The organism is Ruegeria sp. TM1040 (assembly GCF_000014065.1).
GTDB lineage: Bacteria > Pseudomonadota > Alphaproteobacteria > Rhodobacterales > Rhodobacteraceae > Epibacterium.
Genome location: NC_008044.1, coordinates 2,033,395 through 2,053,781, shown reverse-complemented (window position 1 = coordinate 2,053,781; position 20,387 = coordinate 2,033,395). Strand labels below are relative to the sequence as shown.

The 20,387-nt window shown below is 61.4% G+C and carries 18 protein-coding genes and 1 riboswitch; of the genes, 13 read left to right on the top strand and 5 right to left on the bottom strand.

Annotated features, from left to right (window positions below):
• Positions 1–62: 62 nt before the first annotated feature.
• Complete coding sequence (locus TM1040_RS14165; RefSeq protein WP_011539275.1) at positions 63–509, bottom strand: peptidoglycan-binding domain-containing protein; 447 nt, start codon at positions 507–509, stop codon at positions 63–65.
• Positions 510–915: 406 nt separating this feature from the next.
• Here TM1040_RS14165 and TM1040_RS14160 point away from each other — a divergent pair, with 406 nt between their 5' ends.
• A complete protein-coding gene (locus TM1040_RS14160; protein ID WP_005680878.1) occupies positions 916–1,239 on the top strand; it encodes a 2Fe-2S iron-sulfur cluster-binding protein in 324 nt (107 codons plus the stop codon).
• Positions 1,239–2,036, top strand: a complete 798-nt coding sequence (locus tag TM1040_RS14155) for an FG-GAP repeat domain-containing protein (RefSeq protein ID WP_011539273.1) — start codon at positions 1,239–1,241, stop codon at positions 2,034–2,036. Before TM1040_RS14160 ends, TM1040_RS14155 begins: the two co-directional genes overlap by 1 nt.
• Here TM1040_RS14155 and TM1040_RS14150 read toward each other — a convergent pair.
• Together TM1040_RS14150 and purD are read right to left on the bottom strand one after the other, a co-directional pair.
• Complete coding sequence (locus tag TM1040_RS14150; RefSeq protein ID WP_044026828.1) at positions 1,936–2,499, bottom strand: GNAT family N-acetyltransferase; 564 nt, start codon at positions 2,497–2,499, stop codon at positions 1,936–1,938. The genes TM1040_RS14155 and TM1040_RS14150 overlap by 101 nt on opposite strands.
• 7 nt (positions 2,500–2,506) lie before the next feature.
• Positions 2,507–3,769 (bottom strand): phosphoribosylamine--glycine ligase, encoded by a 1,263-nt coding sequence (gene purD, locus TM1040_RS14145; protein ID WP_011539272.1) that lies wholly within the window; start codon positions 3,767–3,769, stop codon positions 2,507–2,509.
• A gap of 152 nt (positions 3,770–3,921) precedes the next feature.
• On the opposite strand from purD, the gene xseA reads away from it, so the two are divergent.
• Positions 3,922–5,430, top strand: a complete 1,509-nt coding sequence (gene xseA, locus TM1040_RS14140) for an exodeoxyribonuclease VII large subunit (RefSeq protein WP_011539271.1) — start codon at positions 3,922–3,924, stop codon at positions 5,428–5,430.
• A 68-nt stretch (positions 5,431–5,498) separates the two neighbouring features.
• On the opposite strand, the gene TM1040_RS14135 is transcribed toward xseA, so the two are convergent.
• Positions 5,499–5,909 (bottom strand): hypothetical protein, encoded by a 411-nt coding sequence (locus TM1040_RS14135; RefSeq protein WP_011539270.1) that lies wholly within the window; start codon positions 5,907–5,909, stop codon positions 5,499–5,501.
• A 137-nt stretch (positions 5,910–6,046) separates the two neighbouring features.
• On the opposite strand from TM1040_RS14135, the gene TM1040_RS14130 reads away from it, so the two are divergent.
• The 4 genes from TM1040_RS14130 to TM1040_RS14115 all read left to right on the top strand — a co-directional run bounded on the left by TM1040_RS14130 (position 6,047) and on the right by TM1040_RS14115 (position 9,581).
• The gene (locus TM1040_RS14130) at positions 6,047–6,700 is read left to right on the top strand and encodes a lysoplasmalogenase (protein ID WP_011539269.1); all 654 of its coding nucleotides are present in this window, start codon (positions 6,047–6,049) and stop codon (positions 6,698–6,700) included.
• A 73-nt stretch (positions 6,701–6,773) separates the two neighbouring features.
• Positions 6,774–7,934: a signal recognition particle-docking protein FtsY gene (gene ftsY / locus TM1040_RS14125; protein WP_011539268.1), complete on the top strand. Its 1,161-nt coding sequence runs from the start codon at positions 6,774–6,776 to the stop codon at positions 7,932–7,934.
• 61 nt (positions 7,935–7,995) lie between these two features.
• Entirely contained in the window at positions 7,996–8,901 is a 906-nt protein-coding gene (locus tag TM1040_RS14120; RefSeq protein ID WP_044027212.1) for a DMT family transporter, read from the top strand.
• Between the two features lie 44 nt (positions 8,902–8,945).
• The gene (locus TM1040_RS14115) at positions 8,946–9,581 is read left to right on the top strand and encodes an inner membrane-spanning protein YciB (protein ID WP_011539266.1); all 636 of its coding nucleotides are present in this window, start codon (positions 8,946–8,948) and stop codon (positions 9,579–9,581) included.
• A gap of 196 nt (positions 9,582–9,777) precedes the next feature.
• On the opposite strand, the gene TM1040_RS14110 is transcribed toward TM1040_RS14115, so the two are convergent.
• Positions 9,778–10,719 carry a DUF726 domain-containing protein gene (locus tag TM1040_RS14110; protein ID WP_011539265.1) on the bottom strand — a complete coding sequence of 314 codons (942 nt, stop codon included), beginning with the start codon at positions 10,717–10,719 and terminating at the stop codon, positions 9,778–9,780.
• A 309-nt stretch (positions 10,720–11,028) separates the two neighbouring features.
• Positions 11,029–11,107, top strand: a riboswitch (SAM riboswitch).
• Positions 11,108–11,184: 77 nt separating this feature from the next.
• On the opposite strand from TM1040_RS14110, the gene metZ reads away from it, so the two are divergent.
• The 6 genes from metZ to ptsP all read left to right on the top strand — a co-directional run bounded on the left by metZ (position 11,185) and on the right by ptsP (position 20,125).
• The gene (gene metZ / locus TM1040_RS14105; RefSeq protein WP_011539264.1) at positions 11,185–12,372 is read left to right on the top strand and encodes an O-succinylhomoserine sulfhydrylase; all 1,188 of its coding nucleotides are present in this window, start codon (positions 11,185–11,187) and stop codon (positions 12,370–12,372) included.
• Between the two features lie 201 nt (positions 12,373–12,573).
• Positions 12,574–13,677, top strand: coding sequence for a GTP cyclohydrolase FolE2 (gene folE2, locus TM1040_RS14100; RefSeq protein ID WP_011539263.1), 1,104 nt, complete (start codon positions 12,574–12,576; stop codon positions 13,675–13,677).
• A gap of 225 nt (positions 13,678–13,902) precedes the next feature.
• Complete coding sequence (locus TM1040_RS14095) at positions 13,903–14,670, top strand: hypothetical protein (protein ID WP_011539262.1); 768 nt, start codon at positions 13,903–13,905, stop codon at positions 14,668–14,670.
• A 47-nt stretch (positions 14,671–14,717) separates the two neighbouring features.
• Entirely contained in the window at positions 14,718–16,166 is a 1,449-nt protein-coding gene (locus tag TM1040_RS14090; protein WP_011539261.1) for a TrkH family potassium uptake protein, read from the top strand.
• A 134-nt stretch (positions 16,167–16,300) separates the two neighbouring features.
• On the top strand, positions 16,301–17,539 hold the full coding sequence (locus tag TM1040_RS14085; protein ID WP_011539260.1) for an aspartate kinase: 1,239 nt from the start codon (positions 16,301–16,303) through the stop codon (positions 17,537–17,539).
• A 345-nt stretch (positions 17,540–17,884) separates the two neighbouring features.
• A complete protein-coding gene (ptsP, locus tag TM1040_RS14080; RefSeq protein WP_011539259.1) occupies positions 17,885–20,125 on the top strand; it encodes a phosphoenolpyruvate--protein phosphotransferase in 2,241 nt (746 codons plus the stop codon).
• Positions 20,126–20,387: the final 262 nt, after the last annotated feature.

The following is a 20,387-nucleotide window of genomic DNA, read 5'->3' as shown; positions in this document are numbered from 1 at the left end:
GCAAGCTGGCAGGTGGGATCTTGAATGTTTGCGCTGACGGTGGCGGTGGGCCTGCGTGCGTTTTAATCATCCAATGCGACGGCGCTCAGCCCCAGGCTGCGCGCGGCCTGCAGCGAAAGCGTGTCGCTCTGGATGTCCAGTGACTGCTGATACGCGCGCACGGCCGCGCGGGTATCGACGTCGAGCCTGCCGGTGATGTCTCCCACATAGAGCCCGCGCGCCGCCAGCGCCCGCTGCAGCGAGGAGATATATTCCGGCGTCAATTCCTCGGGGCAGGGGGTTTGAAAATAGGTTTCTTCGCGCGGGCGGGTGATGACCTGGCGGGTTTCGGTGGCAAAAACCGCCGGTTTGCCGGCATTGCCATCGGTGCCCGCTTCTGCCGGGGAAACCATCACCTGTTCGGTGATCGTCTCGATGCGGGCGGGAATGATCACCGGCTCCCAGCAGGTGCCGGGCGGCGCGCCGGGGGGCGCGGGTCGGCCCACCCGTTCAAACGGGGCTGGGGTCATGCAACCCGCAAGCAGTGCCGCAGCAACCCACAGCAATGCGTGTCGTCGAAGCGCAGAAGGCAGCGGCGAGCCGATGGGGGAGAAGGCCGAGCGGGACGCAGACCGCAGCCCGGAGGCAGCAGGGTGCTGAGACGGCGATGCAGGCATGTGCTCTGGCGAGTCCTTGGTCTTGGGGGCGAGATTTGGCGCAGCGCAGGCCTTGTCCCGGTTTGCGCCCACGCTAGACCAATTCGCAGCGCAGGCAAAGCGTGTCAACGCGGCTTTGACCATAGCTCTGGCTCGAAGCTGATCCAGAAAAAGCAGATCGAAATCGCCAGCGACGCGCGGGATCTGTGAAATGGGGCTGGCACGGTGCAGGCGTCAACGCTACACACGTTATCGAGTACCGAAAAAGGGAAGACGGATCATGGCAAAAATCACCTACATCGAGCACAACGGGACTGAACATGTGGTCGACGTCGCCAACGGGCTGACCGTGATGGAAGGTGCGCGTGACAATAATATTCCGGGGATCGAAGCCGATTGCGGCGGCGCTTGCGCCTGTTCTACCTGTCACGTCTATATCGCTCCGGACTGGGTGGAAAAACTGCCCGCAAAGGACGACATGGAAGAGGACATGCTGGACTTTGCCTTTGAGCCCGATGCTGCGCGGTCGCGCCTGACCTGCCAGATCAAGGTGACCGATGCGCTGGATGGTCTGGTGGTTCACATGCCTGAAAAGCAGATCTGATGGGATCTGGGGGCAAAGCGCGGCGGCTTCGGGCGCGCGTGTTGCCCCCGATTCTACGCCGCGCGGCGCAGATTCTGTCTGTGTCGCTGGCGGTGCTGGCGCAGGCGGCACCCGGCGCCGCGCGTGAACACTGGCGCGTTCTGGGCGCCGAGTTTTCCGAGCCGACCACCCGCTATGGGCATGCTGTTCTTGGCGATGACGTGGAATACGGCAGCCTGCTGATCCGCCGCGTCGAGACCGGCAGCACCGCCACTCAGACGCTGGAGATCAAGCTGCCGCTGACCCATGTCTTTGAGGATCTGGAGCCGCGCCTCTGGGATGTCACCGGAGATGGTCTGCCCGAAGTTGTCGTCATCGAGACAGATATGAGTCGGGGTGCGCAATTGGCAGTCTACGATGCCGAGGGCAATAAGCGCGCCGCCACCCCTCATATTGGCCAGCGCAATCGCTGGCTGGCCCCGATCGGGGCGGCGGATCTGGATGGGGACGGGCACATCGAGATTGCCTATATCGACCGCCCACATCTGGCCAAGACCTTGCGGATCTGGCGCTATGAGGGCCACAATCTGGTGGAGGTCGCCTCTGCCACGGGGTTGACCAATCACAAGATCGGGCAGGATTTCATCACCTCCGGCCTGCGCGACTGTGGTGCGGGGCCGGAGCTCATCACCGTCAGTGCGGGTTGGTCGCGCATCATCACGTCGCGCCTTGAAGGTGGGGCCGTGATCTCGCGCGATCTGGGGCCGTTTGATGCGGAAAAAGGGCTTCGCGCCACGCTCGCCTGCGCGGCCAACTAATGGACGCTGCGGCGCATCGTGATTGAGGTCGGTCATAGCCGCTGTGCGTGGTGGTGCCGCACCGCTCAAAACCAAGACGTGCAAAGGCTTCGTGGTTCTCGACCAGCTCGATCCGCGTCTGCAATTCTACCGCATTCAGCCCCATGGAGCGCGCCCGCGCGAGGGCGAGTTCCACAAGGGTGCGGGCCAGCCCAAGACCGCGCAGATCTTCCACGACCGCAAGTTTGCCCAGATAGAGCACATCGAGGCGCGGTGTCAGCACTACCGAGGCCACAACAGGCGCGCCAATGGCCCAGACTTCGCCCGCCACCGCCTGTTTGGAGAGCGCCTCGAGCGTGAGGCGGTGCATGGAGGAGGGCGGATCAACCCGCCCGTCCATATAGGCAAAGCACTGCCGGATCAGGTCCAGAACCTCCCGCAACTGCGGGCTGTCCGGGGCAATCTGAACCGGTGTGCGATTCATCGCGGGGTCAAAGCGCGCGCCAGCCGATGTCGCGGCGCACGAAGCCCTCGGGCCAGTCGATCTGATCGACCATGGCATAGGCGCGATCGCGCGCCTCAGAGAGGCTCTCGCCCCGTGCAGTCACATTCAGCACCCGGCCACCATTGGCGAGGATCTTGTCGCCATCGGCCTTGGTCCCTGCGTGAAAGACCATATTCATGCTGTCTTCGGGCAGAGCATCAAGGCCCTTGATCTCGCTGCCTTTTTCATAGCTTCCCGGATAGCCTGCCGCAGCCATCACCACCGTGATCGCGTGGTCATCAGCCCAGTTGACGCGGGCGTCCGCAAGGCGACCTTCGGCTGCGGCTTGCATCAGGTCCAGGGCCTGCGCGCCAAGGCGCATCATCAGCACCTGACATTCGGGATCGCCAAAGCGGACGTTATATTCCACCAGACGCGGCTGGCCGTCCTTGATCATCAGGCCTGCATAGAGCACGCCTTGGTAGGGCATGCCACGCTCGGCCATCACCCGCATGGTGGGCTTCACGATCTCTTCCATGGCCTTGGCTTCAACCTCGGCGCTCAGAACCGGTGCAGGAGAATAAGCCCCCATGCCGCCGGTATTTAGGCCAGTGTCGCCTTCGCCGACGCGCTTGTGGTCCTGTGCGGTACCGATGGACAGGATTTCCTCACCATCACAGAGCACAAAGAGCGATGCCTCTTCACCTTCCATGAATTCCTCGATGACAACCTCTGCGCCCGCCCCACCAAAGGCACCGCCGAACATATCGTCGATGGCATCGAGCGCAGTCTGCTCGTCCATCGCCACGATCACGCCCTTGCCTGCGGCCAGACCATCGGCCTTGACCACAATCGGCGCGCCGTTGGCACGGACATGGGCCTTGGCCGCCTCGGCATCAGTGAAGTGGCCATAGCCCGCAGTGGGCGCATTGGCCGCGTCGCAGATCTCCTTGGTGAAGCTTTTGGAAGCCTCCAGCCGGGCGGCGGCCTCAGAGGGACCAAAGACCAGAATGCCCGCATCGCGCAACCGGTCTGCCACACCGGCGGCCAAAGGCGCCTCGGGGCCGACGATCACAAAATCAATGGCGTTTTCCTCGGCGAATGTCACAACCGCGCCGCCATCCTCGGCGTTGAGGCTGGCGCAGTCGGCGATCTGGGCGATACCCGCATTGCCCGGCGCCACAATGAGCCGGTCGCATTTGGGGTTCTGCATCACCGCCCAGGCAAGTGCATGTTCCCGCCCGCCGCTGCCGAGGATGAGGATATTCATGAGCCATTCTCCGATCTGCTTGGCCTTGGTTGATGGGCGTTCTATGCTGAGTGCGTCCCATAAACAAGAACACCCTTGCCGGGGGCGCCCTCTGGTGGCAGGTGTCGGAGCCGACACCCCCCTCCTCTGATCAAACCGGAGCCTTCTTTTCGATGTCCGACCTCCTTGATGATCCAACCCCGGGCCAGAACGCACCGGAGTTTTCCGTCTCCGAGATTTCCGGCGAGGTCAAACGCACGCTTGAGGGCACCTTTGGCCGCATCCGCGTGCGGGGCGAGGTCGGGCGTGTGTTCAAGGCGCGCTCCGGTCATCTTTATTACGACATCAAGGATGATCGCTCGGTGCTGGCCTGCACGACCTGGAAGGGCCAGATTTCGGGACTGTCCGTGGTGCCCGAAGAAGGGCTTGAGGTGGTGGTGACCGGGCGCCTCACGGCCTTTGGCGGACAATCCAAATACAATATGAATGTCGATGAGGTCGCGGTTGCAGGCCAGGGCGCGCTGATGGCGCTCTTGGAAAAGCGCAAGGCGCAACTGGCCGCTGAAGGGCTGTTTGCACCCGAGCGCAAGAAACCGCTGCCCTATCTGCCGGGGATCATCGGCGTCATCACGTCGCCTTCAGGCGCTGTGATCCGTGACATCCTGCATCGGCTTCGGGATCGCTTCCCGCGCAAGGTGCTGGTCTGGCCCGTGGCCGTGCAGGGCAGCAACTCGGCCCCCGAGGTGGCGCGCGCCATCGATGGGTTCAACGCTCTGACGCCCGGCGGCGCCTTGCCCCGGCCGGACCTGATCATTGTCGCGCGCGGCGGCGGGTCCATCGAGGACCTCTGGGGTTTTAACGAGGAGATCGTCGCCCGCGCCACCGCCGCAAGTGACATCCCGCTGATTTCGGCGGTGGGCCATGAGACGGATACCACGCTGATCGACTACGTTTCGGATCTGCGTGCCCCCACGCCCACGGCGGCGGCAGAACACGCGGTGCCCGTGCGGCTCGAGTTGTTGGGCTGGGTCGAAAATCAGGGCGCGCGCATGGCCAATGCCGCCAGCCGCGCGGTGCAGCTGCGCCGCCAGCGGCTCGGAGATATGGCGCGCGCTCTGCCGCGCCCGGATACGCTCTTGGAAACCCCGCGCCAGCGGCTCGACAGAGTCTCTGACCGGCTGCCCAATGCGCTGATTTCGGGCGTGCAACGGCGCAAACTCACGCTCAGCGACCGCGCCGCCTCCCTCAGACCCGCCACCCTGCGCGGTCTTGTTTCCAGCCGTCAGGACAAGCTCAAAAACCTTTCTTCGCGTCTCACCCTACGCCCGATCACTCAGGATCTGGGGCGCAAACGAGACGCGCTGGACCGCATCACCAAGCGCCTTAACACTGCCCAAAGCAGCCGCATCGACCGCCAGATTGATCGTCTGTCAGCCACGGCGCGACAGCTTGATATTCTGAGCTACAAGGCCACGTTGCGTCGCGGGTATGCTGTGGTGCGCGATGGCGCGGCCCTGGTCACATCCACCGAAGGCGCCCGGAAGGCCGCTGAACTCTCTATCGAATTTGCTGACGGCACGTTTGATGTCGCCAGCGCCCCCAGCACCACAAAGAAATCCGCGCCCAAACCGGCGGCCCCGAAGGCGCCCAAAACGCCCGGAGAGCAGGGCTCTCTATTCTGACAGGCAGGGCTTTCTTCTAACAAAAAATATCCCGGAGCGCGAGGCAGCGCCTCGCTTCTGCGCGGGCCTCAGACGCCGACTTCGGGGCCGAGACAAACCATCTCGTCACGCACGGAGAGGCGCTCTCTCAGCGTCAGCACCGACCCGTCGTCGCGCGCGATGGAGACGCTCAAACCGTTGTCGCCGATGTCAAAGCGCCAGCATTGCGGCTCTGGGCGATCCTCATAGACAAAGCAGATGTCACCAGACTGCATATACCATTCGCCAGTGACGCAGCGGCCATCCAGAAACGACCAGATCACGCGCTGGCCGGGCAGGTAGCGCTCTGCGCCATAGGCCTGACCTTCCCAACTGAAATGGATGGTGCGGCCCTGCGTGTAAGAGTTGAACTCTTCGGCATCATTGGCGCTGAGCGGCACGGCACTCAGAAGAGCGAGGCCCAAGACTAGGGCGGTGCGAGAAAGGGAATAGCTGAACATGCGCCCACCATGGCGCATGCATCGCGCCCAGCCAAGACCGCTTTTCAGCTTGGGTAGCCCAAGGGTGGCGCAAGGTCAGCTTTGACCTTTGTGTCCCCGTCGACGCACCCTCGCGACATGCTTTTGGGGACCCCGCGATGATAAACGAATCCGCCATGATGCTTGAAACCGTCACGCTGCTGCTGGCTGGCGGTTTTGCGCTTGGCTATCTGTGGCAGGTTCACGCAGACGAAAGCTGGTCGCGCTCTGGTTTCAAGACGGCGTCGGTTCTGAGCCTTGCTCTTGTGGCGGGCCTTTCGACGCCTCTGCTTGCGGTGGCACTGGGGCTTTGTGCCTTTGGCGATCTGGCCTTGTCGCGACCGGGGGAACGTGCCTTTCTCGCGGGTGTTGGCAGTTTTGCAGGGGGTCATCTGGCCTATGTGGGGCTGTTCCTCTCGCTGCCTGATGCGGATGTAACGCGGCTCTGGACTGCGCCAGCGGGCTGGGCGGTGATTGCGCTCGCGGGTGTTGCCTTGGCCATGATGTCGCTCTTGGCGCGTTTCGCGGGCGAGATGCGCGTTCAGGTCATGGCCTATGTGCCCGTGATTGTCGCCATGGGGCTGGCAGCATTGACCCTGCCCACGCCGCTCATTTGGTGCGCGGCGGTCATGTTCATGATCTCGGATATGGTGCTCGCGGTTGAGACCTTTGTTCTGCCTCCGGCGCATCCTGCGCGCCGTCTGACAGCCCCCGTGATCTGGCTTCTTTACTGGGGCGCGCAGGCATTGTTTTTTGCAGTGCTTATCTTGTGAAAGACCTCATTGCGCTTTGCATCCTGTGTCAAAGCACATTAGGTGAAGGTCAAACGACCCTGCGGAGACCCAGATGGCGCTTTTCTCAAAGCTCAAGGAGCGGCTGCTGAAATCCTCGTCCCGCCTCGGAAAAGAGGTGGATGCGATTGTTGAAGAGGGGGCGGTCGCCCCTGAACAGGCGCCAGATCCTGCCCCGGAAACGGCGTCTCCGGCGGCGCCTGCAGCGCAGCCCGCAGAGCGCGCGCCGGGTCCTGAGCCTATTGAGGCGCCGGCGGCACGGGCGTCCACGTCCGCGCCAGCTCCGATCGTACCATCCGCCCCTGCAGAGGCGCCGGAGGCCTCCAGACCCGGCCTATTGGGGCGGCTCATGGGGCGCACCAAGCCCTCCGAGCCGCGCCGGGTGCTGGATGACGATATGCTGGAGAGCCTTGAGGAGATGCTCATCGCCTCTGATATGGGCGTCGACACCGCGTTGCGCGTTACGGCAAATATCGCAGAAGGGCGTATGGGGCGTCGGGTCTCGGGCCGCGAAATCCGCGAGCTTCTGGCAGCCGAAATTGCCCGCGTGATGGAGCCAGTGGCCCGTCCGATGCCGCTCTATCCCTCCAAGCCGCAGGTGGTGCTGGTCGTGGGCGTCAACGGCTCTGGCAAGACCACCACCATCGGCAAGCTGGCAAGCCAGTTCCGTGCGGCTGGAAAATCCGTGGTGATTGCCGCGGGTGACACGTTCCGCGCCGCCGCTGTGGAACAGCTGCAGGTCTGGGGCGACCGCGCCGGGGTGCCGGTCTTGACCGCGCCCGAAGGATCGGATCCCGCCAGCCTTGCCTTTGATGCCATGACCAAAGCCGAGGCCGACGGGGCGGATCTTTTGATGATCGACACCGCCGGACGCCTGCAAAACCGCGCGGACCTCATGGAAGAGCTGGCAAAAATCGTGCGGGTCATTCGCAAGAAAGATCCCAATGCGCCGCACAACACGCTGTTGGTTCTGGATGCGACCACCGGGCAGAATGCGCTGTCGCAAGTCGAGACCTTCCGCCAGCTAGCGGATGTTTCGGGGCTTGTGATGACCAAGCTCGACGGCACCGCCAAAGGGGGCGTTCTGGTGGCGCTCGCCGACAAATTCGGTCTGCCGATTCATGCGATCGGCGTGGGTGAGCAGATCGATGACCTCTCGCCGTTCGATCCCGAAGAATTCGCGGCCGCGCTTACCGGTCTGGAAGAGGGCGCGTGAGGGAACCGCGATCCCGCGCCTGCGCAAGGGCGCCGCGCCTGATGGCTAGGGGCGCTGCATGCTGAGCGAGTGGTTGATCTCTCTTGAGGGAACCGAAGCCGGGCATCAGGTTGCGCTGATCCTTGCCGTGTCCGCCGCGTTTTTACACGCAGTCTTTGGCGCGCTTCAGAAAGGGCGCCATGATCCCTGGCTGTCGCGGGGCGCAATCGACGCGTCTTACGGGCTGATGGCCGCACCCTTTGCGCTTTTTGTGGTGCCCTGGCCCGAGCCGCATATGTGGCTGATTTTCCTCGGGGTCTGGGCGATCCATGTGGTATACAAGATCCTGCAGGCCATGGCCTATACCAAGGGGGCCTATACGGTCGTCTACCCGGTGGTGCGCGGCACCGGGCCGCTGTTTGCGGTCATTGGCGCTTATCTCCTCTTTGGGGAGACCTTCACGCTGGTGCAATGGCTTGGGGTCGGGGTGCTTCTGGCCGGGATCTTTGGTCTTGCGGTTTACAACTATATTTTTCTGGTCACCGCGCGCGAGACCTTGGGGATTGCGCTTCTGCTGGCGCTGGCAACTGGCCTGTTTGTGGCGCTTTACACGACATATGACGCCTATGGTATTCGCGCGACGGCGGATCCCTTCACCTTTTTGGCGTGGTTTTTCATGATCGACGGCATGACCATGCCGATCTACGCCTACTGGCGCTGGCGGCGCATGGGCACAGATCGTCCGACTGTTGGGCCGTTGATGCTGCGCGGGTTCTTCGGCGGGCTGGTGGCCTTTGCCTCTTTTGGGTCGATCATGCTGGCCACCCGGCTCGACAAGGTGGGCGAGGCGGCGGTGCTGCGCGAAACATCGACGGTCTTTGCCGCCCTCATCGGCTGGCTGGTTCTCAAAGAAACCGTAGGTCCGCGCCGCATTGCGTTGATGGCGTTGATCGCTGCAGGTGCGGTGATTGTTGAAATGGGGGGCTGAGGGTGCCATCTGAGAGGGATGATTTGGGACAGGAGAGGCCAGCAATGAGCGAACAGACAAGTGATCCAAGCCCGGCGGCGCGCAAGATAAGCCCCCTGGTCAAGAACTTATTGGAGTTCGGCCCGGTTGTTCTGTTCTTCGTGGCGTATCTGAGGCTCAAGGATCAGGTGTTTGAGATCGGCGGCACCTCCTATGAGGGGTTCATCGTTGTGACCGCAGGCTTTGTACCGCTGATGATCCTCTCGACGCTGATCCTGTGGCGGCTTACGGGCAAACTCTCGCGCATGCAGGTGATGACGCTGGTGCTGATTGTGGTCTTTGGCGGGCTCTCGGTCTGGTTCAACGACGAGCGCTTTTTCAAGATGAAGCCGACGATGATCTACCTGCTCTTTGGCGGCATGCTGGGCGTGGGGCTTTTGCGCGGTCAGAGTTACCTGCGTGTGGTGATGGAAGAGATGATGCCGCTTCAGGACGAGGGGTGGATGATCCTCACACGTCGCCTCTGTGCGTTCTTCTTTGGGCTGGCGGTCGCCAATGAGGTGATCTGGCGCATGATGAGCACGGAAACCTGGGTCTATTTCAAGACCTTCGGTCTGACGGCTGCGATGTTCCTGTTCTTCATGACTCAGGCTCGGCTGTTCCAGATCTACGGGCTCGAGGAACAGGGCGAGGCCGAGTAGGCCACATCATCTGAGCGCGCGTCGCCCGAATCTATGCCTGAGAATTGACCGCCTCCGAGGGGGAGCGATGCGCATCGTGACCGGGCGTCGCTGGTCGCCCGGCCTCATGATCCTTCGCCAGCCTGGCTCTGCCCTGACAAAACGGTGCGGGCGCGCTCCCGACGCGCCGGAGGCTCGCATCAAGGGCGCCGTAGGCTCAGCCCAGCTCGATCCGCTGCCAAATCGGCACCGCACCGGGCTGCGGGCGCAAGCGCAAGAGACGGGACCAGCGCGGTTCGGGCGCTGTGGGTACAGAGCTTTGGATGCGGGTGAGAGGTATTTGTTCCGGATGCCGCATCAGCTGGCGGTAGAGGCGCAAGGCCCCTGGCCGCAGATATGTGGACCGATGGCACACCCGTCGCTCCGGCAGGCCGAGGGGGTGGCCCATCCGCGAGAGCTGCTCCAGCGTCTCGAGGCAGTCGATCTGCAGCGTGACCGCATTGGGGGCAGAGATGCCTTTGCTGATGGCGCGATCATTGCGATTGGGCCTGCGTGTCAGGGTTTCGAACAGGAAATCAAAAGTATCGTTTTCGCGGCTGGTGATGTTGAAAAACTCGACAGCGCGTCCAGCGGGCGTCGTAAGCGCTGAAGTGGCCACGCTCTGATAACTGGCCCCGCTCAGAGAAATCACCCTCTCAACGGCACCAACCGGCAGATCCTTGAGCGCCCTGAGCACCACCTCTGAGCCGAGAGAATGCCCGATCAGGTGGATTGGGCGTGCCGGTGCTTGGCGATGCAGCACCTCGACAAGCCTTGCCAATGCGCGCCCTGCGTCGATCGCGCGGGCTTGCGCGGCGGCGAGTCTCCCACGTGAGTTCCAGCCAAAGGCCACCGCAAGCCCTTCGTCACCGCGCCCCATGCCAAAACCAAGCTGGCGCGGCCAGGAGGGCGCAAGCCAGGGCATGTGGTGGGGATCGAGAGACAAGATGTGGCGATGTGGGCAATGCGCGGGCAGGCCCGGCTTGTAGCTGTAGCCGTGGATCATGACGATCACCGGACCCTCGAGCGGTCCAAGGCGTGCGATCTCCTCCTCGAGGGGGCCGGGGCGCGCGTGCACCACCGGCGTGTCGCCGACTGCGTTGATACGGATCACTGCCATAACTGCCCCCAGAACATGACTTTGGCTTTGCTCTAGCTGGGCGTGGTGACGACAGGGTGACGGCTTGGTAACGGTGCGGTGACGTCTTCGCAGATGCCGCGACAGATACCGGATCTTTCCTAAGGCGCCCGGCGAAGGCACGAGAGAGAGGCGTCGAGCGCTTCAGTGTCACGCAGCGAGATTGCAGGTTCTTTTGCGCTGCAGGCACCAGCGATGCCGCGCAGCGCATGAGGCGGGCGACCTCCGCCCTCTTGACGCTTGGCGCAGGGGGGAGTATGAGCGCGGCACAAAGGGGCCTCCATTGGCCCATCAAGACCCCGTGGCGATTTGTTTACCGGATTGCGGGCCACGTAAAACAAGCCGCTAAAGAGGTCAGGACGACGGGACTCCCTTTCGCTTGGCCGAACGGGAGTTTTTTTATGCGCGGCACGGCCCCGAGGGGCGCTGACCGGCGGAGGCAAGACGATGACAGAGAGCTGGAACAAACGCACCAAACTGGTCCATGGCGGCACCCGACGCAGCCAGTACAACGAGGTCAGCGAAGCGATCTTTCTGACCCAGGGGTTTGTGTACGACAGTGCAGAGCAGGCGGAGGCCCGGTTCATCGAGACCGGCGCGGATGAATTCATCTACGCCCGCTATGGCAATCCGACCGTGGCAATGTTTGAAGAGCGCATCGCCCTTTTAGAAGGGGCCGAGGATGCCTTTGCCACCGCATCGGGCATGGCGGCGGTGAATGGCGCGCTCACGTCGATCCTGAAAGCGGGCGACCATGTGGTCTCTGCCAAGGCGCTCTTTGGGTCCTGTCTTTATATTCTCGAAAACATCCTGACCCGGTATGGGGTCGAGGTGACATTTGTCGACGGCACGGATCTGGACCAGTGGCGCGCTGCCGTGCGCCCGGACACCAAGGCCGTGTTTTTTGAGAGCATGTCGAACCCAACGCTGGAAGTCATTGATATTGAAGGCGTTGCCGAGATCGCCCATGCGGTCGGCGCGACCGTTGTGGTCGATAATGTGTTCTCTACTCCGGTGTTTTCCAATGCCATCGCGCAAGGCGCGGATGTGGTGGTGTATTCGGCCACCAAACATATCGACGGGCAGGGGCGTGCGCTTGGCGGCGTGGTGCTTGGCACCAAGGATTACATTCGCGGCACGCTCGAACCCTACATGAAACATACCGGTGGCTCGCTGAGCCCGTTTCATGCCTGGATGTTCGTCAAGGGGCTTGAGACCATTGATCTGCGCGTCAATGCTCAGGCTGCCAGCGCGCTCAAGATCGCCGAGGCCTTTGAGAGCCATCCAGTCTTGGCTCGCACCATCTATCCGGGCCTGAAAACCCACGCGCAGAATGCGCTGGTGCAGCGCCAGCTTGGAGGCAAGGGTGGGACGGTGCTGTCGCTCGACCTCAAGGGCGGCAAGGAGGCGGCCTTCGCCTTTCTCAATGCGCTCTCCATTCCGGTGATCTCCAATAATCTGGGCGATGCCAAATCCATTGCCACCCATCCGGCCACCACCACGCACCAACGTCTTTCCGAGGCGCAGCGCGCAGAACTCGGGATCACCGATGGTCTGGTGCGGTTTTCGGTCGGGCTTGAGGATGCGGATGATCTGATCGCGGATCTGTCACAGGCGCTGCAAACGCTGGCGTGACCCTGGAGCTTCGTGTGGCTCGCGCCCCGCGGGGCGCCGCCACATTTGGAGTTTGACATAAAATGTCCGGACCCACTTTGGTGCAAAAGGTCAGATCAGTGACCTTTTGGGGCGTTTTTTGGTGATCTACTTTGTGTTTATTGACGTACTACCCTAGATGATTGTGAACAGGCATTTGCTGCTGGGACAGGAGTACGGGTTATGAATATTCATTCTCGTGATGTAAACGAAACGCCAGATCGCTCGGACGCGGAACAAGCGCTTGCGGTGCTGCGGCGCTGGGCGGGCGAAGCAAGCGAGACCGAAGTGGCGCAGCTCGACCCTGCGATTGCGCGCCTGCTGCCCGGGCAGGAATTGCAGAATTACCCCGACCTCAAGCGCCAGTACCCGGACGACTTTGATGCAAACGAGTCCTACCGCGCCACGCTCCCGGATCTTCAGAACGGCCCTTCCAGCCTGATCCGCGGCGCCAAGGAGCAGATCCAGCATGTCGGTATCTCCAATTTCCGCCTGCCGATCCGGTTTCATACGCGGGACAACGGTGATCTGACGCTCGAGACCAGCGTAACCGGCACCGTCAGCTTGGATGCGGAGAAAAAAGGCATCAACATGTCGCGCATCATGCGCAGCTTTTACAAACATGCTGAGAAGGTCTTTTCTTTCGACGTGATGGAAGCAGCTCTTGAGGATTATCTGAGCGATCTTGAGAGTGGCGACGCGCGGCTGCAGATGCGGTTTTCCTTCCCTGTGAAGGTGCAGAGCCTGCGCTCGGGTCTTTCGGGCTATCAGTATTACGACGTGGCGCTGGAACTGGTGCAGATGGCTGGGCAACGCCATCGCATCGTGCATCTGGACTATGTCTATTCTTCGACCTGCCCGTGCTCGCTTGAGCTTTCGGAACATGCCCGTCAGGCGCGTGGACAGCTGGCGACCCCGCACTCGCAGCGCTCTGTTGCGCGGATTTCCGTGCAGATGGAACAGGATGGCGGCTGTTTGTGGTTCGAGGATCTGATCGACCATTGCCGTCGCGCGGTGCCGACCGAGACGCAGGTGATGGTGAAGCGCGAAGACGAACAGGCATTTGCGGAGTTGAACGCGGCCAATCCGATCTTTGTGGAAGATGCGGCGCGCCTCTTTTGTGAAGCGCTTCAGAGCGATGCGCGGGTGGGGGATTTTCGGGTTGTGGCGAGCCATCAGGAAAGCCTGCACAGCCATGACGCGGTCTCTGTGCTGACGCAGGGCACGATGTTTGCGGCGCCGAGCCTCGACCCGCAGCTATTCTCGACTTTGATCCATCGCGGTTAGGGTCGGATGCGAGGGGCGCTGCCCCTCGCGCTCCCCGAGGTATTTTCAAAAAGATGAAAGCATAGGCCCTCCCGGGAGGATGGGCTTGTTTTTGCCGCGGTGCGGCATTTTTCTGCCGCTGCGAAGGGATCTCGTGTTAACGTGAGTCGCAAGGGGGCGCTTGCGTCGGCTGAGCGGGCGCCTGGCCTGTTTATGTGCGACAATGATCGACCCTGAGGAGATCTCATGATCCGGTTTGAAGGTTTTAAGGACATCCCGACCACCCCGCAGGCATGGGCTGGCTATGCGCTGGGGCGGCAGTTGAGAATGATGCGAGCGCTGGCAACACTGGCGGCAGACGCGCCGCAGCGTCAGCTTGAAATGACGCAGGCGCTGTTGAAAGCGCAACAGGAATGGATCAGCGGCTTGCCAAATGCGACGGCGGCAGTTGGAGAGGACGCAGTTGCGCCCGCCCGGAAACCGCCTGAGCCGCGTAAACCTGCGGCCCGCAAGCCCGCAGCCCGTAAAGTGAGCACACCTACGGCGTCCACAAAGACCACGTCGAGAAAGACGACTGCGAGTAAGGCCACGTCGACCAAGGCCAGCTCTGCAAAGACTGCGGCGCCGCAAACGCCCGCCCCCAAAACACCCGGCCCCAAAACACCCGCCCAAAAGGCACCTGCTCGAAAGACAACGGCGCGAAAGGCTGCGGCAGCGAAAGCTCAGCCCGCCTCAGCGTCGGGGCAACCCACCGCAGTGGCCGCGCCAGCGTCACCTGCTGAAAGCTCTGCGCGCAAGACCCCGCCCGCGACAAAGGCCAAGGCGGATACGCCCGCTGCAGCCGAACAAAAAACCGCGCCAGAGGTGAAAGACGTGTCCCGGCCCGAGGGCGCGGCTGCAGCCTCCGGCACAACGCAGGCGCCCGCGCGCAAACGTCCGCGCGCCCCGTCGGCACCGCCAGCGATGCCTGCGACAGCGGCGCACAACACAGAGGACACAAAGAGCGAGTCGTGATCGCTTTGGCTTGACAGTTCGAGCGGGGGTTGCCAACGCTGCCCGTCATGTTGGATCTGCGCCCCGTCGGATATGTCATTGGCCTGCTCGTCGTCATTTTGGGCGGCACCATGGTTTTCCCACTCCTCCTTGATCTTTACGATGGCAAGGGGGAGTGGCCTGTGTTTCTCGAAAGCGCCCTCTTCTGTTTTCTGGTCGGAGGGGTTTTGGCCTTGACCTGCGCCAATGGGGTAGGGCGGGGATTGTCGATCCGCCAGACCTTTTTGCTCACCACATTGGTCTGGGTGGTGCTGCCGATTTTTGGCGCGTTGCCCTTGATGCTGGGGGCAACCGAACTGAGTTTCACGGATGCTTTTTTTGAGGCGATGTCGGGGCTGACGACCACCGGGTCAACGGTGATCTCGGGGCTTGATGATCTGCCGCGTGGTCTGTTGCTGTGGCGGGGCATCCTGCAATGGCTGGGTGGCATTGGTATCATTGTGGTCGCCATGGTGTTCCTGCCGGAGCTCCGGGTTGGGGGCATGCAGATCTTTAAATCCGAAGCCTTTGACACGATGGGGAAAATCCTCCCGCGTGCACAGGAAATCGCCAAGCAGATCTCGGTGATCTACCTGGTGCTCACATTGGTCTGTGCGCTGGTTTACACGGTTCTGGGTATGGGGCTTTTTGATGCGGTGGTGCATGCGATGACCACCATGTCGACGGGCGGGTTCTCCAATTACGACGCGTCTTTTGGCACGTTTTCCGGTCCGGCGGAGTATGCCGCCGCCATCTTTATGGTGGTCGCGGCTCTGCCGTTTGTGCGCTATGTGCAGATGGTCAACGGCAAGACCCTGCCGCTGTTTCAGGACTCGCAGGTGCGGGCCTTCATGGCGACGATCCTTTTGCTTGTGGCCATCACCGCCGGGGTGCTTGTGACCATCTTTCCGCATCATCCCGAGCAGGCCGTGCGCGAGGCCCTGTTCAACATCATCTCCATCATGTCCGGAACCGGTTATGCCAGTGTCGACTACATGGCCTGGGGGCCGTTCCTGATCATGATCTTCTTCTTTATCGGGCTCATTGGGGGCTGCGCGGGCTCGACCGCCTGTTCGGTGAAGATCTTCCGCTACCAGCTTCTCTTTGCCTCGATCAGGGTGCAGGTGCAGCGCATCCGCTCGCCCAACGGGGTCTTTGTGCCGCGCTATGAGGGGCGACCGGTCACGCCCGATGTTCTAAGCTCGGTGATCTCGTTTTTCATGTTCTTCGTCATCACGCTGGGCATCGTGGCCTGGGCGCTCGCGCTGACGGGGCTCGACTTCATCACCGCCATCTCGGGAGCAGCAACAGCGGTTGCCAATATCGGTCCCGGTCTTGGAGATATCATCGGGCCTGCGGGGAACTTCGCCCCGCTCAATGACACCGCCAAGTGGATTTTGGCCATCGCAATGCTGATCGGGCGACTGGAGCTGATGGCGGTTTATGCGATCCTGACGGTTCGTTTCTGGCGCAGCTAGGCCAATCCGGGGCTGAAGGTTGCTCAAAACGCCCTGCGCCTTGAAATAAAGGGCTGGGCCATCTTGCTCTTGCGCGGGCGCTCGCCTAAGAACGCGCGAACCTTAACCCCGCAAGCGGAGGGAAATCACACCTCATGCCCCTACTTGTGATGAAATTCGGCGGCACATCCGTCGCCAATCTGGACCGCATTCGCCGCGCTGCCAAACGCGTTGGTGTCGAAGTGGCCAAAGGCTATGACGTGATCGTCATTGTCTCCGCCATGTCCGGCAAGACCAACGAGCTGGTCGGTTGGGTGGGGGAGACCTCGCCGCTCTATGATGCGCGTGAATATGATGCGGTTGTATCCTCTGGTGAGAATGTGACCGCGGGCCTCATGGCGTTGACGCTGCAAGAGATGGACGTGCCCGCGCGCAGCTGGCAGGGCTGGCAAGTGCCGCTCAAGACCAACTCGGCCCACAGCCAGGCCCGGATCGAAGAGATCGGCACAGAGAACATCAACCAGAAGTTCGGCGAAGGCATGAAAGTGGCCGTTGTTGCGGGCTTTCAGGGGATTTCTCCCGAAGGTCGCATCACCACCCTCGGGCGCGGCGGCTCTGACACCACAGCGGTGGCTTTTGCGGCGGCCTTCGGGGCGGAGCGCTGCGATATCTACACCGATGTGGACGGCGTCTATACCACCGACCCGCGCATCTGCGAAAAGGCACGCAAGCTCGACAAGATCGCCTTTGAGGAAATGCTGGAGCTGGCATCCTTGGGCGCCAAGGTGCTGCAAACCCGCTCCGTCGAGCTGGCGATGCGCTACAAGGTGAAACTGCGCGTGCTCTCGAGCTTTGAAGAACAGTCCGACGAGGCCGGAACCCTGGTCTGCGACGAGGAGGAAATCATGGAATCCAATGTTGTTAACGGCGTTGCCTACTCGCGGGATGAGGCCAAACTGACCTGTCTTTCGGTCGCGGACCGTCCGGGCATCGCGGCGACCATTTTTGGCTGCCTCTCGGATGCCGGCGTCAACGTCGATATGATCGTGCAGAACATCTCTGAAGATGGGCGCACGGATATGACGTTCTCTTGCCCCACGGATCAGGTACAGCGCGCGGAAATGGCCCTGAACGCCTACAAAGAGAAGGGCGAGCTGAACTTTGCTGAACTCGTGGCGGACACCGGTGTTGCGAAGATTTCGGTGGTGGGCATCGGCATGCGATCGCAGTCCGGTGTGGCCGCCAAGATGTTCAAGGTCCTCTCGGATGAGGGCATCAACATCAAGGTGATCACCACCTCCGAGATCAAGATTTCGGTGCTGGTGGACCGCAAATACATGGAGCTCGCCGTGCAGGCCCTGCACGACGCCTTTGAGCTCGACAAAGCCAGCTGATCACGACTTTTGTGCAAAGACAGAAACGCCGGAGGGAGACCTTCGGCGTTTTTTGTTTCGGGCTAATTCATTGAGTTTACTCACTCTCTTTGCTGCAGTGCAGCTAAGGATGCGAGGTTGAAACGACCGCGCCGAACTCTTGGGCAAACTTCTCCGGCAACGCCGCGGAAGCAGGAAAACCTCTTGCAAGCGCCCCGGTCTGCCGACACATTGCCTTTGACCTTGCGGTGCAGTGTTCGCAGTTGATGCGCATAAGCGTCATCTGCTATTCAGAACGCCGGACCGCGAGCGGGTGAGAAACAGGGCATCCGCAGTGTCGAAGAAGAAACCCGGGAAAGGGCCCACATGGTTGAGAACACGGAATCCGAAAGCCGCAAGCTTCTGGGTCGTCTGCGCGAGGCCATGGCAGGGGATGACGCCGGACAGGCGCGCCTCGACAAGATTACGCAGCTGATAGCCGACAGTATGGGCACCGAAGTGTGCTCTATCTATCTGTTTCGCGACGAAGATACGCTCGAACTCTGCGCCACCGAAGGGCTCAACCGCGAGTCCGTGCACCAGACCCGCATGCGCGTGGGCGAGGGGCTTGTGGGGCGTGTGGCGCGCACGGGCAAGGTGATCAACACCCCCGATGCGCCAAGCGCGCGGGGCTTTCGCTATATGCCGGAAACCGGCGAGGAGCGCTTCTCCTCATTCCTGGGTATCCCCATCCAGCGCCTTGGCGAGATGATGGGCGTTCTTGTGGTGCAATCCAAGGAAAGCCGCGAATATTCCGCGGACGCGGTCTATGCCCTTGAAGTTGTTGCAATGGTTATCGCCGAGATGACCGAACTTGGGGCCTTTGTGGGCGAGGGCTCTGCCATGTCGCCCCTGCACCAGCAATCTGTGCTCTTGAAGGGTATCGCCGCGCAGGAGGGGGCCGCCGAGGGCAATATCTGGCTGCATGAGCCCCGCGTTGTGGTGACGAACCCGATTGCGGACGATCCGCATCGGGAGCTGGAGCGCCTGCAGGAGGCCGTTGAGGAGCTGCGGGTGGGTGTCGACAAGATGCTGCAGGTCTCATCGAACGGTGACAAGGAACAGGCACAGGTCCTTGAAACTTATCGCATGTTTGCCAACTCCAAAGGCTGGATGCGGCGCATGGAAGAGGACATTGCCCGTGGCCTGAGCGCCGAAGCTGCAGTTGAAAAAGAACAATCCCTTGCAAGAGGCCGCATGGCGCAGGTTCAGGACGCGTATTTGCGTGAGCGCCTGAGCGATCTGGACGATCTGTCGAACCGCCTGCTGCGTATTTTGACCGGTCAGGGCAAGGATACCGGCGCAGAACTGCCGGAAAATCCCATCCTGGTCGCGCGCAATATCGGTCCGGCCGAATTGTTGGAATATGGTAGGTCTTTGAAGGGAATTATCCTTGAAGAGGGCTCTGTAGGTTCGCATGCGGCAATTGTAGCGCGGGCATTGGCGATCCCATTGGTGGTGCGTGTGGCCCGGATCACTACCGAAGGGCTGAATGGGGATCATGTTTTGGTGGACGGGGACAACGCTGTTGTGCACCTGCGCCCCGATGATCCTGTCGTCAGCGCCTTTCGCGATAAGATTGCGATGCAAGCGAAGGCCCAGGAACGGTATTCGTCGATACGTGAGAAACCTGCGATAACGGTCGATGGAAAAAGAATTAACCTGATGATGAACGCAGGGTTGATGGCAGATCTGCCTTCGCTCGAGAATTCTGGCGCAGAGGGGGTTGGTCTGTTTCGCACTGAGCTGCAGTTCCTGGTGCGCAATCAGATGCCCAAACGCTCCGAGCTCAAGGGGCTCTACCAGCGTGTGCTGGAGGCTGCAGGTGGCAAACGGGTGGTGTTTCGCACCCTCGACATCGGGTCCGACAAGGTTCTGCCCTATATGAAGCCCACCGACGAGCCGAACCCAGCCTTGGGATGGCGCGCAATTCGGGTTGGATTGGACAAACCCGGTGTGATGCGGATGCAGCTACAGGCGCTGATCCGCGCGGCCAACGGCGGGCCTCTTACGGTGATGTTCCCATTTGTGGCACAATTCGAGGAATACCGCCTCGCGCGCGAGGAGGTGAACAAGACCATCGAACGCGAGCGCCGTTTGGGACATGTTCTGCCCTCCACGCTCGAGATCGGCGCCATGCTGGAGACCCCATCGCTTGGGTTTGCACCGCTCAAGTTCTTTGAGGAAGTCGATTTTCTGTCGATTGGCGGCAATGATCTCAAGCAGTTCTTCTTTGCGGCGGACCGTGAAAACGAACGGGTGCGACGGCGCTATGACACGCTCAACGTGAGCTTCCTGAGCTTTATCGAGCGGATCGTGGAACGCTGCGACATCTCCGGCACGCCGCTGAGCTTTTGTGGTGAGGATGCCGGCCGCCCGATCGAAGCCGTGTGTCTTGCAGCCATGGGAATTCGCACCCTTTCGATGCGTCCGGCCTCGATCGGCCCGGTCAAATCTCTGCTGATGCGCGTGGATCTTGGGGAACTGCGCAAGATCATCTCTGATGCGCGTCATCGCGGTGATCAAACGGTGCGACCGGCGGTCATGCAGTACCTCCGCGAACTTTGATCCATTGGCCGCCATCCTGCCCCGGCCTGTGGACGGCGGTTATGTCTTCTTAAGGAAAATGTGGTTGTACCTTTGCCTCGAAGAGGCGGGTATTTTGCGGCCAAACGATGCCTTTTGGCACGACTGGGCGTTCTCCTAATCATACAATTTCTGGAGTAATTCCGCTCAAAGTCGAAAGAAGTTTACAAATTTATACAATTTCGAGGTTTTGGGGATTCAGTTGCGGAACGCGGAAAATTGCGGTTATTTGGGTCCGGATCGG

Coding starts and splice junctions, on each gene's coding strand:
- TM1040_RS14165 (WP_011539275.1), bottom strand. CDS start 509: ATGACCCCAGCCCCGTTTGAACGGGTGGGCCGACCCGCGCCCCCCGGC.
- TM1040_RS14160 (WP_005680878.1), top strand. CDS start 916: ATGGCAAAAATCACCTACATCGAGCACAACGGGACTGAACATGTGGTC.
- TM1040_RS14155 (WP_011539273.1), top strand. CDS start 1,239: ATGGGATCTGGGGGCAAAGCGCGGCGGCTTCGGGCGCGCGTGTTGCCC.
- TM1040_RS14150 (WP_044026828.1), bottom strand. CDS start 2,499: ATGAATCGCACACCGGTTCAGATTGCCCCGGACAGCCCGCAGTTGCGG.
- purD (WP_011539272.1), bottom strand. CDS start 3,769: ATGAATATCCTCATCCTCGGCAGCGGCGGGCGGGAACATGCACTTGCC.
- xseA (WP_011539271.1), top strand. CDS start 3,922: ATGTCCGACCTCCTTGATGATCCAACCCCGGGCCAGAACGCACCGGAG.
- TM1040_RS14135 (WP_011539270.1), bottom strand. CDS start 5,909: ATGTTCAGCTATTCCCTTTCTCGCACCGCCCTAGTCTTGGGCCTCGCT.
- TM1040_RS14130 (WP_011539269.1), top strand. CDS start 6,047: ATGATAAACGAATCCGCCATGATGCTTGAAACCGTCACGCTGCTGCTG.
- ftsY (WP_011539268.1), top strand. CDS start 6,774: ATGGCGCTTTTCTCAAAGCTCAAGGAGCGGCTGCTGAAATCCTCGTCC.
- TM1040_RS14115 (WP_011539266.1), top strand. CDS start 8,946: ATGAGCGAACAGACAAGTGATCCAAGCCCGGCGGCGCGCAAGATAAGC.
- TM1040_RS14110 (WP_011539265.1), bottom strand. CDS start 10,719: ATGGCAGTGATCCGTATCAACGCAGTCGGCGACACGCCGGTGGTGCAC.
- metZ (WP_011539264.1), top strand. CDS start 11,185: ATGACAGAGAGCTGGAACAAACGCACCAAACTGGTCCATGGCGGCACC.
- folE2 (WP_011539263.1), top strand. CDS start 12,574: ATGAATATTCATTCTCGTGATGTAAACGAAACGCCAGATCGCTCGGAC.
- TM1040_RS14095 (WP_011539262.1), top strand. CDS start 13,903: ATGATCCGGTTTGAAGGTTTTAAGGACATCCCGACCACCCCGCAGGCA.
- TM1040_RS14090 (WP_011539261.1), top strand. CDS start 14,718: ATGTTGGATCTGCGCCCCGTCGGATATGTCATTGGCCTGCTCGTCGTC.
- TM1040_RS14085 (WP_011539260.1), top strand. CDS start 16,301: ATGCCCCTACTTGTGATGAAATTCGGCGGCACATCCGTCGCCAATCTG.
- ptsP (WP_011539259.1), top strand. CDS start 17,885: ATGGTTGAGAACACGGAATCCGAAAGCCGCAAGCTTCTGGGTCGTCTG.